The organism is Mycolicibacterium sp. CBM1 (assembly GCF_054073305.1).
Genome location: NZ_JBSXPP010000028.1, coordinates 1 through 14,233 on the forward strand (window position 1 = coordinate 1; position 14,233 = coordinate 14,233).

Below are 14,233 nucleotides of genomic sequence, written 5' to 3' on the forward strand. Positions count from 1 at the left end.
AGCAAGTTCTAGAGTCCTGTAGCCCGATGGTGGGCGAGAAGGGACGATGAACGTATGGCTGGTCGGAAGCGGAACTCCGCAGAAGACATCGTGCGCAAACTGCGCCGTGCGGACGAACTGGCCGCCGAAGGCAAGACCGGCGAGGAAATCGCAGCCGAACTCGAGGTGTCTGCGGCGACGTTGTACAACTGGCGTCGCGCCTACGGCGGGATGGACACCGATGCCGCCAAGGAACTCAAGGAATTGCGCGAACAGAACGCCCGACTGAAGCGATTACTGGCCGAGGCCGAGCTGGTCAAAGACGCCTTGCGGGAGGTCGCAAAGGGAAAATTTTAGGCCCAGCTGCCAAGCGCCGCGCCGTCGGCATGCTCACCTCCATGATGGGCATGTCGGAACGGTTGGCGTGCAAAGCCGTTGGGCTGCCCCGCTCCACCTGCCGTCGCCTGCCGTTGTCGCAGACCCCCGCCGATCCCGATGCCGAGATGCGGGCCTGGCTGCGCACGTACGCGACGAAGAACCCATGCCATGGGTTCCGCCGTGCCTGGGCGGCGTTGCGCTACGACGAGCGCCGTGAGGTCAATTTGAAGAAGATCCACCGGCTGTGGCGCGAGGAAGGGCTGCAGGTGCGGGTGCACAGTCCGCGCAAGCGGGCCGGGGTGTCGTCGATCCCATCGATCGAGGCCGATGCCCCGAACGTGGTGTGGGCGATCGACTTCCAGTTCGATTCCACCGTCGACGGCAAGGCCATCAAGATCGCCTCGATGATCGACGAGCACACCCGCGTCTCACTGCTGCACATCGTTGAGCGGTCGATCACCGCCGACCGACTCGTCGCCGATCTCGCCAACGTGTTCGCCGCAGCGGGTGGGCCGCCGAAGGTGCTGCGGATGGACAACGGTCCGGAGTTCATTTCCCAAGCGCTGCAGCAGTTCTGTGACGGTCGGACTGGTATGTCGTATATCCCGCCAGGAGCGCCATGGAACAACGGACACATCGAATCGTTCAACAACCGACTACGCAAGGAGTGCCTCAACCGCAACCACTGGAACACCCTGCTCGAAGCCCGCGTGGTCATCGGCGACTTCAAGCACGAACACAACTACCGGCACCGCCACTCGGCCCTGGGCTACCGCACCCCGGCCGAGTACGCTGCCGTCTGCAGCTGCACCCACACCCCGATGGACTGCAACATCAACTGAAACTGGATCACACCACCCCGACTCAAGAACCGGGTGGACTCAGAATCGGGGACTCGCCACTTCACCGGCACATTCACTTCGGCCAGGGCCACGACTGGCACGACATCCTTGAAATGGACTGGCCCTCCGTTCGAGCGGACATCGAAGCGGCCCACTTGTCGGAATCAGACCCCCTACCCGTCCCCGATATAGACCTAGGCGAAGCGGCGTCCTCGAGGCCCGCCGGTGGAGTGAGTGTTGGGTTGGCGTGGGATTCCCTTGACGACGACGGATTCGAGCGCCTCCTGTACGACTTGTTGCGCTCGTTTCCGAACTATCAGAATGTTGAATGGCTGATGAAAACGCGCGCGCCGGACCGAGGGCGTGACCTGTCTGCAGAACGCGTGATCAAGGACGACGGCGGGACGACCCGAACTGAGCGAGTCATCCTCCAAGCCAAGCATTGGAGCGCCAATTCGGTCGGCCCGACCGACATCACAAATACATTGAGCACGCTGTCTCTGTGGGAACCTCCTGCGATCAGAGCGCTAATCCTTGCTACGAGCGGACGATTCACCACTGACGCTGTGGCGATCGTGGAGAAGCACAATACCGACGGCAAGATGCCGTTCATCGAACTCTGGCCCGACAGCCGTCTTGAGACACTCTTGTCCGAACGTCCTGAGCTGACCGCAGGCTATCGACTCCGCTCCTAGACTCCGAAACTCGGACCGGATGACGACACGCCGAGGTAACCCGGATTGCTACATTCCTTGTAAAATTTCTACATCAAATGTAGTATTTCGCTCATGCAGGCTTCTGACCTCGATGAATTCGCCCACATCATGATGTCTGGGTACCTCGCTACCGCCGATTACAGCCGGAAATTCAAATCCGAGTGGGACATTCCGCCCACAATGCTCGCCAAGGCGCACCATCTACGGTCGGTGGTGCAGGCCCAGATCGGCGACTCCGAGCGCTACCAGCTCCACAAAGAGTACGTCGAGTTTGGGCGGATTCAGGTGACCGACAACGAACTCAAGAAGACCTTCTTGCTGCGCAGCATGTCGGCCGTGTCGATCGAGAAGTCGCACAGCGAATGGACGCTGTTCGACGTCAAACCAAAGGTCGACGTGGGTCTGTTGATCTACCGGTTCGATAAGCCAGGACTGTCTCTTTGGCAGTCCGCTACGACCCACGCCAACAAGTCGAAGCGCCTCATCCCGAGCGGCGAAATGCACGCGATCAGCTTTTGGCGATTCGAAGATCTCCCGGCCGCGTCCAGAAAGTTCGATCAGGGCCAGATCGACGCGTTCGACGACCTGGGCAACCCCGATATCGAAGCGGGTGGCGAACCGCAGTGAACCGGCTGCGAGCATTTCGAGACATTGAGGGGCTCAACCAAGCCGACCTAGCTGACCTGTTCGGCCTGTCGGTGCCAATGGTCTCAGCGATTGAAAGCGGGCGACGCCCGTTCAACGGCGATCTGACCGCTATTGGGTACGCCCCACGCCGCCTCACCCTGCCAGACATGTCTGAGCCAATTCACCGCGCCCGCGCCTCCACCGCCGTCGCGGCGAAGAAACGCGCCAAAGAGCTTCTCCGTCTCGCCGGTGAAGTGTTTGGAGAACTGCTCGATGTCACACCGAACGCCCCCAGTGTGCTCCTACAAAGAGTGCCGAGTACGTCGGACCTCAACGAAATCGACGAATTGAGCGGCGAATTCCGCGCCTTGCTCGGCCTGGAGGATAACGGTCCCATCCGTAACCTCACCGCGGCCGTTGAGCGCGCGGGTGTCTGCTTAGTGCCGATACCCCACCTGCCGGGCCTCGACGGACTGTCGTCATGGGTGAACGGTATCCCGGTCATTGGCGCGGACCCGTTTGTCACCGGCGACCGATTCAGGATCACTGTCGGCCACGAGTGCGGACACCTGATGTTCCACAGCCGGCGCCACGACACCACAGAGAGCGAAGCCAACCGATTTGCGGGCACGCTGCTGTTTCCGCGCGACGACTTCGACGCAGCCATGGTTGACAGACCCACACTAAGGCACTTCATTGGTCTAAAGGGGTTGTGGGGTATGTCCGCGGCCGCGATCATCTATCGCGCTCATGAACTGGAATACATCGACGACTCACGGTACCGAGCGCTGCAGATCCAGATGTCCAAGTGGCGCAAGCGCGAGCCCGGAGAGATCGAACCGGTTGCGGGTAGCCTGTTCGGCCGTCTGGTCGAGGTAAACGGTGGTGTCGCCGCCGTCGCGAAGAGGCTCGGTGTGAATGCGAAACACCTTGCCTCGCTTGTGGATTGGAATCGTCGTCTGCGCGCAGTCTAGAACGCTATAAACTTCGACGTTGGAGCGCAGGCCGACGCGGTGAGAAGTTAGGAGGCCGGCCGGTCTGTTCGCACGTCATGGGCGGTTCTCTGGTAGACAAGTGCCCCAAGACGTGACGACCACAAATCGGCGTCTTGAAGAATTTCTCTCGCAATCGATTCAGGCGTGACGAAGATGTTGGCACTAGAGGTGAAAGCGGACTCTGCGCCCAACGCGACAGCCGCTACGCGATGGCGCAAGCCTCTCGCCATCAGATCTCGCGCAGTGGAGGTGGGTACTCCGTACCGAAGATGATCGGCGAACGCTGCAGCTGTGGGCGACAAGACCTCGCCCTGCTGGGCGAGGTAGTGCTGGAGGACTGCGAGCGCTTGTTCTACCAATGTCACGAAGTCAAACAAGACGACTCGGGTGTGGATACGTAGCAGTTGGTCCACTGAGAGCGCGGTGCTCTCGGCGATCTCTACGTAACGGCGACCTTCCAACCACGCGGCGATAATGGACCGAAGAACGTCACGTGGCTCGGCAATTTTTGCCTGATCGAAGGCGGAAGTCGCAATGTCTTCAAAGCCTGTTTGCTCAAAGGCCCAGTGCAGGGTCGCATCAAGCAGCCCGTCATCTAGTGGCGAATCCACCGTGAGCCAGCCGGCGTACCTCGGATACAGATCTGCGATAACGGAATCGACCAAACGCGGTCGCGCCCCGGTCTCCTGGATCCAGGCGAGCCGCCCTGAGGCACGCATTCCCAATAGTCGGGATACCCGTGCCTGGAACACGCGTATAAGCAAGTCCCGCTGCGGTGCATCTGTCTGTTGAGCGGCGAAGGTTTGTGAAGCAAGTGTTGTGGCGATGGCGGCGAACTCCTCGTCGCCGATCTCTTCATGGATGAGCTCGATTAGCGCGGCGTCGATTCCGTCAACGAGTGAGAGCAGTTGGGGAGTGTCTTCCAACGCTTCATTAGTCAAGCCAGCCGTCTGTCGGGCCAGTGCAGATTGCAACTGCCGCAGCAGCTCGATGAGCGCCCCGGCGACTGGCTCGCCCGGCGCGTTTTGGGCTACAGGTCTGATGTGTACCCATTGGCTATCATTAGCGCAGATAACCAATCCTCTCGTTGAACTTCCGGCACGTCCCGCGCGGCCCACAAGGTTCTTGATGTCGCGCGCGAGCATCGGAGTAGATTCTCCGGACGCGGATCCTCGGGTTACTGAATAGAGGACTAGCGTGCGGATGGGAAGATTGACGCCTTCAGCGAGGGTGCTGGTGCAAAGCACCATCGCGGAATGCCCATCCGCCAGCAGCTCTTCGAGCACCTCGCGGGTCTCCTGGGGCAGGTCCCCGTGATGGACGACCACCCCGGCTTCAAGAGCTCGAGTTCCTGTCCACCTTGAGCCAAACTCCTGCGTGAAGTACTCAACTGCGTCGGCGAGGTCTGCGGAATCTCTAATGGCGTCAAGGGGCTTCGGGAGCGGCAGTCCGCTGGCAATCTGCTTAAGAAATTCTTCTGCAAGCCCGATCACGCCTTGGTTACCTGTCTTGGTTGCCGCGAAGACGGCCACGGTACCCATAGCGAGCGCTTTGCGCGCTGTAGCAATCGCTTGTGTCTTCTTTGAGCTGTAGTCGTAGGTATTAGTTCGGCGTGTCGACGGGTTAATGAACTCGAAGTCCGTCAAAGCTAGGAAGCCCGGAAGCGTGTGTGCAGGAAGTGAAGTCGTGGGTTCTTGGAACTCGAGGCCTACGGTACGGCCTTTTCCTTTGCCGATTGACCTCAGCACGGCGTACTCGGCAATTGCGGGCCTGTACATACTGCGCACCACCGTGCCGTCGTTGCCGCCGAGCCAGGCGTTGATTTCCTCAACGTTGGGAACAATGGCTGACACGAAGACGATTCGAGGTGCAGATTCTCGGGCACGCAACCTGGCTAACAAGAGTTCTAGGCTCACCCCGCGCGAGTCGTCGGCGAGGAGGTGACCCTCGTCGCACACGACGAGCGATATCTCCGAGGCGATCTCAGGATGTGCACCAAGCAACCCAACGAGCGCTTCCGGCGTTGCGATGATCGCACGAACGGAGTCGAGATCTTCGCCTTCTTCCGGGCTCGGGACCGTTCCACCGTAGACGGTCCGGGTCTGCATACCCATCCCGGTCAGGTGTCGTCCAACTGAATAACGTAACTCGCGCGCAAGTGCGCGATAGGGAACGAGTAACACAGCTTTGGAAGCCGGGTCGCTGGATAGGTGGCTGAACAGGAGGGCCTCCGCGAGCGCGGTTTTGCCTGCTCCAGTTGGCATTTGGAGGGTGAAGGTTTCTGGGCTTGTTAGCAGCCCTGCCTCGATGGCCTCGATCTGGGACGGAAAGAAATCCCATACGGGTTGTGCTCGATCGAGGAATGAGGTGACAAGTGAATTCCATCGAGAATTGGCGCCATCCGGCAACACGGACCGAAGATTAGATGTTTGGAATGCGCGGAGTAGTGCGGCCTGCAGCCGGCGTGGCACCCACTCGTCGGGACCCTCCTGCAATGCGGATCGGGCTTCTAGGTCAGCCTGGGTAACTAACCCTCTTATGGCGTCGACCGAGCCGGCGCGGACACTAGATAGCAGATTCGCCACCCTCTCCGAGGTGGGTAGACGACGGCGGGTGAGAAGCTCAAAGCAGGTTAAGTGCACGTCGTCATTCCAGTCAGAGGGCTGGGTCTGACGCATGGTTAGCGTCGCCGACGCAGGAAAACCTCCGCAATAGAAGGCAGTGGCGCCGAAGAATAGCGCGTCGCGTTGCGCTTCGCGGCGCAGATCGCGGCTGATCGAGGACAATGCCCTCCCCAAAGCCGCCCACGAGTTGCGATCCGCGGAGTCTGCTCGCAGCATGTCGAAGAGCTCACCGACGAGGGCGTAGTACAGATCGCCTACGCGGCCGTCCAGGTATGCAATGTCACTCAGCTGCAATTGAAGTCGGAAGTCGTCGATGGCGAGACGGGTATCAGAATCAGCTATCCACCGACGAAGTATGTCCCTCACGGCGTGCTCGAGTCGTCAGCCACCACAGTCTCTAAAATCGAATCGTAAACAGACTCGTAGGTGCCTTTCAGATCAGGAACGACGAGCACTATGAGTGATCGGCCTTCCAAGTCGGGCAGTTCGGTGTCTTTAAGTTCGGACTCGATGAGGTCCGCGCAGACTACTGCGACCGCTCGAAATTCACGTGCCGCAGCCGGGTAGTCCACCGCCTTGATGAACCGGTCTAGCTGGCTAACAGATACAGTCTCTAGGCCTGTATCTAGAGCTCGTTCGCGTAGCCAGACCAGCGTCTTGACCAGCCTGCCGTCGCTGTCCTTTTCGGAATCTGTTATGGCTTGTAGGATCGGCGAACTCGCGCTCTTCGTTGACTTGGTCTTCACCTCCGAACAGATCAGGCGATCGTAGGCGGACGCCTTGGGCCACTCGGGCAAGACGAACTGCACCACGTCAGATCGGGGCGCTGCCTTGGTGCGGTCGTTCTTGAGCCGCCACTTTCTTGGGTCAAGCAACTCGCTTTGATGGTCTTCGATAGCCTGCACGAGCGACGTGAGGATCTCCCCGAAATCTCCAGCCATGACCGAGCCGCGATCAGGAAGCTTCACTTCGACGATCTCGCGTCTCGTTGCACCTGTCTCCGTCACCCGCTGGTCGACAGCGCCGTCAGTGATGTAACACCGACGGAACGCGACGCCCAGTTCGGGACTGAGCTTGGCCGCGAATCCAGCCGTCATCTTGATCAGTACATAGTCGGACTGTTGAGAACTCGTCACCATACCGACAAAGGATTCGGGGTCAAGCCCAAGATCACGCACGGCTGAGCGCCCAGCCTACGCAGCCTTCCGGCTCGACATGCAGACGTTCGATCACCACTTAACTTTCGACCTCTCGACGTGGCTGTCACATGAATTCCTTCGGGATGGACCGGTTGGCCCGTTGTATCGGGCCCAGGGTTGGGCGGCCAACGCGGCGTGTCGATGCACCACCTGGTCGCTGTAGCCGAGCATCTCCGCCACGACCGGTGGCGGCACCTGTGTGACGAGGTCGCGCAGCGCAGTGTTACGAGCACCCAGTAGGTCCATACCTAGCCATCGCAGGCGATACATCAGTGTGTTGGGGTGTAGGTGCTCGCCAGGTCGATAGCCCGGAAACAGCCAGGGATTATCTGCTCCTGCTGTACGAAGGTTTGGTCTGTTGGTGACGTGGCTCTTGAGCAGTGCAGCGAATGGCTCAGGAACGGGCGAGGGAGTAACGCCGAGTTGGAGCGATAGTCCGTCGGTAGAGACAAGCACCTTGCTCATTGGTATTGATGCGACCTTCACGAGTGGCTGGGCGTAGAGGAGTAGCAGGGTTCCGGCAACTCGGTAGGGGAGCGACTCGCTGTCGCCGGACAGAAGCTCTCGAATCCACTCGAGCCGCTGATCTTGCGTGAGAACCCGGACCGTCCTGGCCTGCCGATGTCCGAGCGTGATCGATCCATTAACCCGCATCTTTCTGCACCAGATGATGAACGTCCGGATGAGGTGCCGTGTCGTCGGCCCCGTGGTGACCCAGAGGTCCACGTCTTGCTGAGTGCAGTCCGCGATCGTTCGTCCATGTTCGGTTCGAAGCCACTGAAGGAACTTCAGTGCCTCGGTGATGTCCTGCTTCGAGGCGTGAACGGGTCCGCGCGTCGGCTTCCCAGCGAGTGCTAACTCGTTGATTCGTTTGAGGTGGTGCCAGGTAGCGAATTGTCTTATTGGCTGCGCTATCTCGGCGTCAGACACCCCGCGCAGCTTGTCGTCGATCCACCGCTCGAAGTAGGCGAGGTACTTGTCGCGGGTCGGCAATACTTCGTGGTGCTGCAGGATTGCGCGGAGATGGTCGACGTGTCGGCCGCTGGGCTCGTATTGGTCCAGGCCGTCGTGGGTGAGGGGAGTGGTGCCATCTCCGAGGGAGCGTAGGAGTCCTTGAACCTTGTCCGATCGTTTCCACGTGATGATGCTCTCGGCGCGATCAGCTGCGCACAGGGCGTCGATGAGTCGCGTGAAGCTCGCGGGAGAGTCCGGGTGGAGGAACGCCCGCTCAAGGTCTTCGCGGAGGCTGCAACGTGCGCATACGTTGCCGCGGTAGGGTCGCCGCTCCTCGTTGCACGACGTGCAGTAGAAGTTCTGGCGGATTCGCGCGCAGTCTCGACACACCGCTTGATCGCCGATGTCCAGTCGCCCCGGCAAAAGGCGGTGGAATCCGCAGCTGGGACAGTCGCCGTAGAGGCTGGTTGCTTCGTAGTAGCAGGAATTGCAGATGCGGCCGTCTGGCCATGTTGCTGCCGTGCGCCGCATCTCGCGGTGGCAACGAGCACACTCCATTGACCCGTCGGTGACTTTGGGTCGTCCGCGAACGGTATTTCGGCGCAGCGGTTCAATCGTCATCGCTGAGGATCCGAGCACGTTTGGGGCGGATGGCTTTGTTCAGTTCTACGACGTTCTCTCGGCCAGCACTGACGGCCTTCTTTCGGGCGTCCGCAGCGGTGACAGTGACGAGATCGTCTGGACCGCAGTCGAAGATGTCGCAGAGCGCGGCGATGAGCTTCAGAGAAACCCGTTCGGGTCGTTGGTGGACGAGCCGGTAGACCTGTGGCCGAGACAGCGTGATCCCGCGTTCGTTCAGCCGAGGTATGAGATCGGTGCTGTTGTGCATCTGATGACCCGCCATGAGCTCGGCGAGGCGCCATTGGTAATCGACATCGCGTTTCATCCGGCGTCGCCGTTCTGTCTCGGCTGCAGCGCCGCGGCGATAGTGGCGTCGAGCGCGTTTCGCAGTGTCCGGGTGCGGTAGTCACTGCTGACACAGCTATAGATCGCTGTGGTCGACGCGTGCTCATGACCCATTTGGTGCTGAACGAACATCGCATCCCAGCCGGCTTCGAGCAAGTGCGTGGCATAGGACCGTCGGAACGAGTGGAGATCGAGACCGGGCGAGAGGTCGAGATCGTCACAGTAGCGGCGGAACCGCCTGATGAGTGTGGTTTCCGAGACGAGATTTCCGCGTTCGCTGGGGAACAGGTCGATCCCGTCGTCCATATGGGGCTGACCATTCTCCAGCCAGTCGACCAGCACTTCGGGCGTCCAGTCGAAGACTGTCAGCACGCTGCGCCGCTTCGGCGGGGAGCCCTTCTTCGCTTTGCCGTAACGCACATGAACCAGGCCGAACTTTCCGAACTCCTTAGCGTGGGGGTTCCTTGCGAAGTCGACCGTCTGCAAGTGGGCCAATTCGTTGAACCGCAACCCATACGAGTAGGCAATCTTGAACATCACGGCGTCGCGGTATGCGGGCAGCCAACCCTTTCTGCCGGAAGCTACGACGGCAGATACCTGCTCGTCGGCATGATCGAAGAAGTCTTGAAGTTCACGCTTGGTGAATGCGCGTTTCTCGGGTTGGGCCTCGTTCTCCTGGACGTGTCGAGCGGTGTTCCAGTCGAAGAAGACTTGGGATGGGTGAGTCCCGAACAGTGCTTCGCAGACGCGGTCCCAGCCGTAGTCCGGATTGCTGACATAGGAGCAGAACTGTCGCAGGCCGACCTGATACGAACGGATAGACGACTGGGCGAGTTTGTGGATACTGCGAAGATCGCCGAAGAACTCGTCGACCATGGCGACGGTCCAGGTCCATGGGAACTCGTTCGAGTGCTCGATGAAGCGCTGCACCTGCTTGATGCGGGCGTCGATAGTCTCGAACTGCAGATTGCGGCTGAGTTGTTGGTTGCGCCAGCCCTGGAGCATTTCGGCGACTGTCTGTTCTTCGGGGTGCAGGGGCCTGACCGCGTCAACGAGATGCGCACGTCCGACGTCGTCGACTGCCACCCGAAACTCCTGCCATCTGGTATCAACAGATGAATCAATGATTCATCTGTTGCATCATCAAGTCAAGACCCCAGGTCAGCGTGTCGCCCGAGCGGCCGCCTGAGAAGCTGACTCAGCAGCCGACGATAGTCCGCACCGCTGGGGCGGTGGGCGGAAAGTCCTGCGACACAGATGAAAACGACGGGAGGAGTGATGGTCGGCAAGCGGCCAGGCCGTGATTCATCTGATGCAATATGCAGTGGTTTACTTGACATAATGTGGCTTATCGGCAAACGGCAATACCAGGTCAACCCTAAACGACCCGCCGGGACCCGTCGTCGCTGATTACACGTGCGCCTGCCCAGCCGCGCGTAGGCGCACCTTCGTCGGAGATGTCCCTCACTCACTAGCTCCGACATTCCCCGCCTGCAGCCGACCCCGAGACCAGAGATCGCAATGCGCAGCAGTCTCTCGCCAACGGGTCGGCGCATGCGTCAACTCTGACTTGAGGCCGGACCAATGGCGCTAGCCACCCGAGTGCCCTTCGAACGCAATTTCGTCACTGTGACGGTTTAGCGCATCCCAGTCCAGCCAGCGTCCCGCGGCGCCGCGGCGATCGCTCACGGCAGTCGGCGCACACTCCGGTGCGCACCCGGTACACGCCCGCCTCACTGCGACAGCGTCGCGACGGACAGTTCGTTGCCGCTCTCGAAGAAGGTGGACGAAAATTCAACACCCTCTCCGGCCGACCCTCATGCCGTGAGGCAAACGACGCCTTCCCTATCTGCTCGCGGGTACAGCCGGCTCGATCGCCACATTCGTCACAGTGACGTTTCTCCGTAGGGCTGGATTATCAACTGCGGCAGTCTATTTCCGCGCGCATCAGTCCGCGACGTTGAACGCCTTGATCACCTTCGTCGGCGCCACCCGCACGACAAGCTCACCAGGCACCGCATTTCGGCGACCGAACTCCTCGGCACGATCAGCGCCCATGTACCGCCCACCGATCCGGGTGGCGGTGTCCATCAACTCGTCGACATCCTCGCTTGTCGTGGCAACACCTTGCACCTGGACGAACGAGAACGGCGGACGGTCGTCGTCGACACAGATCACCACGCGCGGATCACGTTGCAATGCACGGCTTTTGGCGGTGTCCTTGCCGGTGTTGAAGACGAGACACTGGCCGTCCACAATGAACCAGACCGGAGCTACCAACGGCCGACCATCTGCCGCAACGTATCCGAGCTTGCCAGTGCGGGTTCCTTCGGACAGAAACGCGATCACTTCGTCAGAGAGTTGGTCCACACCGACCAGCGTAGGCCGCTGACGTGAATTCCGATCATCTACCGCGCTTGCGCGACCCAGATCCCGACAGGTTCAGCTCCACCGCCCTCCGCGCCACTTCCATTCCTCGACACCCTCGGGATCCGCGCGTTTGACCACCATGCGAATCTGCGCCAGCAGGTCACCCCGCCAATCAGCGAGCTCGTCAATTTGTGCGTCGATCAAGTCTGATGCGGAGACGCTGTCGTTGTTGGTCATTCTCGGTGACTACCACTCGTTGCGACCTGCTGTAAACCGCTTGACGGCAGCGATCGGAGGATGGTGCGATTTTGAATCCAGCCGCGTTCGGCGTATCTTTTCCGACGGCCCAGAATCGTTCCGGAAAGCAAAGAAGATGCGTACTCAGTACAGAACTCGCGGCTTCTCGACCCGTCCGCAACGGAATCTCCGCTCCCATCGCGTCTTGCGACCGATGGCCGGGCAGTGCTTCGAGATCGACATCCAATTCGAAGCCAATCGGTGGATCATCCAGATCCCCGAGATCAACGATGTCGCAGAAGCTCCCTCGCGCGGCGAGGTCGAGCTCGCCGCGCGCGAACGCATCGCCACCCGCACCGGTATCCCGCTGGGGTACATCTCGGTGTGGGTCCGCGACTGAGCCCACCGCCCGGCCTTACTCCGGCGTTCGAGCAGACGCTTTCTGCGCCTCGACCAATTCCGCCAGCCGGATGATCTCGCTCTGCAGGCTCTCGATGTGTGCAACGGTCGCTGCCCGCTCCGCATTGTCCTCGGCGGCCACCCGCTGAACGATCCACGTTGCCACCGCGGCCGTGATCGCGCCGACCAAACTGATACCGCCGATCATCAGCAGCGCGGCCACCACCCTGCCCAACACCGTCACCGGATACAGGTCACCGTAACCGACGGTGGTGATCGTGGTCAGCGCCCACCACACGGCGTCGCCGAAGCTGGTGATCTTCGCGTCCGGCGCTCGCCGCTCCGCCTGCAAAACCGCCAATGAGGACGCATAGACCAGCAACACCGCGCTGAACGCGGTGAACACCACCACCCGGCCGCGGATCGCGTCCCCCAGCGCGCGTTGCAGGGCACCGACTAGCGCGACCAACCGCAGCAGACGCAACGGACCCAGGAACGGCAGCGCGACGATCGCCAGGTCGACCAGATGCCGAAAGAACCACCGCACCCGATGCTCGGCCAGCACCAGCCGCGCGAGGTAGTCGACCACGTAGGGCAGGTACAGCACGAACAGCATCCCGCGCACGATGTGCGCGTTGATGCCCTGCGGCTGAGCGAGGACCTCCACGGAGTACAGGGCCAGGAACACCGCCGCGATTGCGGCAAGTGGCCACTCCGCAAGCGATTCCCAGCGCTGCAGCCGCGATTCCGTCGCCTCCGCCGCGGGGTTCGTCTGCTCTTCGATGGTCACGGTGTGTCTGGCTCCTGCTCACTGGTGGGCTGTCGAGAGCGGATCGCCTGGTCGGTCAGGCTTAGCGCCATCAGCACGTCGACGGCAGTGATCACGAGGCCGGTATAGTACATCCATTTCACCGTCGGATCCGGCTGGACGGCGAAGTACACGATCAGAAAGATCGGCCCGACGACGCCGAACAGTAGGCACATTGCCTGCAACCGCAGGTACACCCGCAAGGTTTCCACGGTCACTGCGGCCCGCGGGCGACCGGCCGACCAGGGTCCGAACTCCACTGCGACCACGACCCGGGAAAGAGTGCGGCCGGTCGGCCGGCCGCCGCGAGTGCGGCGACCGCGACAGCCGCCGTGACGCCCGATCCGCAGTAGATCCCGACCGGCGCGTCGGCGGCCACTCCCCGTTCGGCCAGCAGCTCCGCCAGCGCAGTGGCCGGCAGGAAGGTGCCCGCCGCGGAGAGCAACTCGGTGCTCGGCAGATTCCGCGCGCCCGGTATGTGGCCGGCGACAGGGTCCACCGGTTCCACGTCGCCTTGAAAACGTTCCGGCGCACGGGCGTCGAGCAGCGCACCGGTGTCGAGCCGCTCGGCGGTCAGCGTCGCCATGGCGCCGTTGTACAGATCGTCGTGTGTCACCGTGACGTCCCCGGGCGGCGGGTCGACCGGGCCTGACTCCAGCCCGCCACCGGCTGCCGCCCACGCCGACAATCCCCCGTCGAGAATGCGAACCCCGCCGATGCCGGCCGCGGTCAGCACCCACCACGCCCGCGCCGAGCCAGCCCTGTTCCAGTCGTCATAGACCACGACGGGGCGTCCCTCGCGAACACCCCAGCGCCGCGCGGCTGCCTGGACAGCCGGCCCGGACGGCAGTGGGTGCCGCCCACGACCGGTGACCGTGTGGTCGCTGAGTTCGTCCTCCAGCGACACGTACACCGCACCGGGAATGTGCTGGTGGAGATATGCGGCGCGGCCGTCGGGCTCAGAGAGTTGCCAGCGGACGTCGAGAACCGTGACCGGCTCGCCGGCGGACACGGCAGCGAGCAGCGCGTCGGGGCTGATCAGAACGTCAGCGCGCGTCGTCATCGGAGTCTCCGTTCCTTCTGCCCAGCATGACCATCGACGATCATCCCCCGGTTCCGTTGCGCGCGAAGTCGCGGCC

The 14,233-nt window shown here is 61.5% G+C and carries 15 protein-coding genes; 5 read left to right on the forward strand and 10 right to left on the reverse strand.

The features are described from left to right. The first annotated feature begins 54 nt into the window (after nucleotides 1-54). The 4 genes from ACXDF8_RS25120 to ACXDF8_RS25135 all read left to right on the forward strand — a co-directional run bounded on the left by ACXDF8_RS25120 (nucleotide 55) and on the right by ACXDF8_RS25135 (nucleotide 3,516). Nucleotides 55-1,199, forward strand: a protein-coding gene (locus tag ACXDF8_RS25120) for an IS3 family transposase (protein WP_457221679.1) whose coding sequence is annotated in 2 segments (ribosomal slippage) — nucleotides 55-322 and nucleotides 322-1,199 — 1,146 coding nt in all. Because the reading frame shifts where the segments join, the coding sequence is not laid out codon by codon here. A gap of 242 nt (nucleotides 1,200-1,441) precedes the next feature. Further along, nucleotides 1,442-1,894 (forward strand): restriction endonuclease, encoded by a 453-nt coding sequence (locus ACXDF8_RS25125; RefSeq protein WP_457225983.1) that lies wholly within the window; start codon nucleotides 1,442-1,444, stop codon nucleotides 1,892-1,894. Between the two features lie 93 nt (nucleotides 1,895-1,987). After that, complete coding sequence (locus ACXDF8_RS25130) at nucleotides 1,988-2,542, forward strand: hypothetical protein (RefSeq protein ID WP_457225984.1); 555 nt, start codon at nucleotides 1,988-1,990, stop codon at nucleotides 2,540-2,542. After that, nucleotides 2,539-3,516: an ImmA/IrrE family metallo-endopeptidase gene (locus ACXDF8_RS25135; RefSeq protein ID WP_457225985.1), complete on the forward strand. Its 978-nt coding sequence runs from the start codon at nucleotides 2,539-2,541 to the stop codon at nucleotides 3,514-3,516. The genes ACXDF8_RS25130 and ACXDF8_RS25135 overlap by 4 nt, the downstream gene beginning before the upstream one ends. A 47-nt stretch (nucleotides 3,517-3,563) precedes the next feature. On the opposite strand, the gene ACXDF8_RS25140 is transcribed toward ACXDF8_RS25135, so the two are convergent. The 7 genes from ACXDF8_RS25140 to ACXDF8_RS25170 all read right to left on the reverse strand — a co-directional run bounded on the left by ACXDF8_RS25140 (nucleotide 3,564) and on the right by ACXDF8_RS25170 (nucleotide 11,887). Then, on the reverse strand, nucleotides 3,564-6,455 hold the full coding sequence (locus tag ACXDF8_RS25140; protein WP_457225986.1) for a DEAD/DEAH box helicase: 2,892 nt from the start codon (nucleotides 6,453-6,455) through the stop codon (nucleotides 3,564-3,566). A 68-nt stretch (nucleotides 6,456-6,523) separates the two neighbouring features. Then, nucleotides 6,524-7,339, reverse strand: coding sequence for a Hachiman antiphage defense system protein HamA (locus tag ACXDF8_RS25145; RefSeq protein WP_457225987.1), 816 nt, complete (start codon nucleotides 7,337-7,339; stop codon nucleotides 6,524-6,526). 51 nt (nucleotides 7,340-7,390) lie between these two features. Further along, nucleotides 7,391-8,935 (reverse strand): recombinase XerD, encoded by a 1,545-nt coding sequence (locus ACXDF8_RS25150; protein WP_457225988.1) that lies wholly within the window; start codon nucleotides 8,933-8,935, stop codon nucleotides 7,391-7,393. Continuing rightward, nucleotides 8,925-9,260: a helix-turn-helix domain-containing protein gene (locus tag ACXDF8_RS25155; RefSeq protein ID WP_247054606.1), complete on the reverse strand. Its 336-nt coding sequence runs from the start codon at nucleotides 9,258-9,260 to the stop codon at nucleotides 8,925-8,927. The genes ACXDF8_RS25150 and ACXDF8_RS25155 overlap by 11 nt, the downstream gene beginning before the upstream one ends. Next, entirely contained in the window at nucleotides 9,257-10,366 is a 1,110-nt protein-coding gene (locus tag ACXDF8_RS25160; RefSeq protein WP_457225989.1) for a tyrosine-type recombinase/integrase, read from the reverse strand. Before ACXDF8_RS25160 ends, ACXDF8_RS25155 begins: the two co-directional genes overlap by 4 nt. 861 nt (nucleotides 10,367-11,227) lie before the next feature. After that, nucleotides 11,228-11,650: a PPOX class F420-dependent oxidoreductase gene (locus ACXDF8_RS25165; protein WP_457225990.1), complete on the reverse strand. Its 423-nt coding sequence runs from the start codon at nucleotides 11,648-11,650 to the stop codon at nucleotides 11,228-11,230. Nucleotides 11,651-11,722: 72 nt separating this feature from the next. Beyond that, the gene (locus tag ACXDF8_RS25170) at nucleotides 11,723-11,887 is read right to left on the reverse strand and encodes a hypothetical protein (protein ID WP_457225991.1); all 165 of its coding nucleotides are present in this window, start codon (nucleotides 11,885-11,887) and stop codon (nucleotides 11,723-11,725) included. 214 nt (nucleotides 11,888-12,101) lie between these two features. Here ACXDF8_RS25170 and ACXDF8_RS25175 point away from each other — a divergent pair, with 214 nt between their 5' ends. After that, entirely contained in the window at nucleotides 12,102-12,287 is a 186-nt protein-coding gene (locus ACXDF8_RS25175; RefSeq protein WP_457226013.1) for a long chain fatty acid-CoA synthetase Faa4p, read from the forward strand. Nucleotides 12,288-12,302: 15 nt separating this feature from the next. On the opposite strand, the gene ACXDF8_RS25180 is transcribed toward ACXDF8_RS25175, so the two are convergent. The 3 genes from ACXDF8_RS25180 to ACXDF8_RS25190 are packed head-to-tail and all read right to left on the reverse strand — an operon-like array spanning nucleotide 12,303 to nucleotide 14,157. Next, nucleotides 12,303-13,076 carry a potassium channel family protein gene (locus ACXDF8_RS25180; protein WP_457225992.1) on the reverse strand — a complete coding sequence of 258 codons (774 nt, stop codon included), beginning with the start codon at nucleotides 13,074-13,076 and terminating at the stop codon, nucleotides 12,303-12,305. Next, nucleotides 13,073-13,306, reverse strand: a complete 234-nt coding sequence (locus ACXDF8_RS25185) for a hypothetical protein (RefSeq protein ID WP_457226014.1) — start codon at nucleotides 13,304-13,306, stop codon at nucleotides 13,073-13,075. Before ACXDF8_RS25185 ends, ACXDF8_RS25180 begins: the two co-directional genes overlap by 4 nt. A gap of 2 nt (nucleotides 13,307-13,308) precedes the next feature. Then, nucleotides 13,309-14,157, reverse strand: coding sequence for a sulfurtransferase (locus ACXDF8_RS25190; protein WP_457225993.1), 849 nt, complete (start codon nucleotides 14,155-14,157; stop codon nucleotides 13,309-13,311). Nucleotides 14,158-14,233 lie beyond the last annotated feature (76 nt).

What these genes read in the sequence shown, in the direction of transcription:
- ACXDF8_RS25130 (WP_457225984.1), top strand. Translation starts at nt 1,988, where the DNA reads ATGCAGGCTTCTGACCTCGATGAATTCGCCCACATCATGATGTCTGGG.
- ACXDF8_RS25150 (WP_457225988.1), bottom strand. Translation starts at nt 8,935, where the DNA reads ATGACGATTGAACCGCTGCGCCGAAATACCGTTCGCGGACGACCCAAA.
- ACXDF8_RS25155 (WP_247054606.1), bottom strand. Translation starts at nt 9,260, where the DNA reads ATGAAACGCGATGTCGATTACCAATGGCGCCTCGCCGAGCTCATGGCG.
- ACXDF8_RS25170 (WP_457225991.1), bottom strand. Translation starts at nt 11,887, where the DNA reads ATGACCAACAACGACAGCGTCTCCGCATCAGACTTGATCGACGCACAA.
- ACXDF8_RS25175 (WP_457226013.1), top strand. Translation starts at nt 12,102, where the DNA reads ATGGCCGGGCAGTGCTTCGAGATCGACATCCAATTCGAAGCCAATCGG.
- ACXDF8_RS25190 (WP_457225993.1), bottom strand. Translation starts at nt 14,157, where the DNA reads ATGACGACGCGCGCTGACGTTCTGATCAGCCCCGACGCGCTGCTCGCT.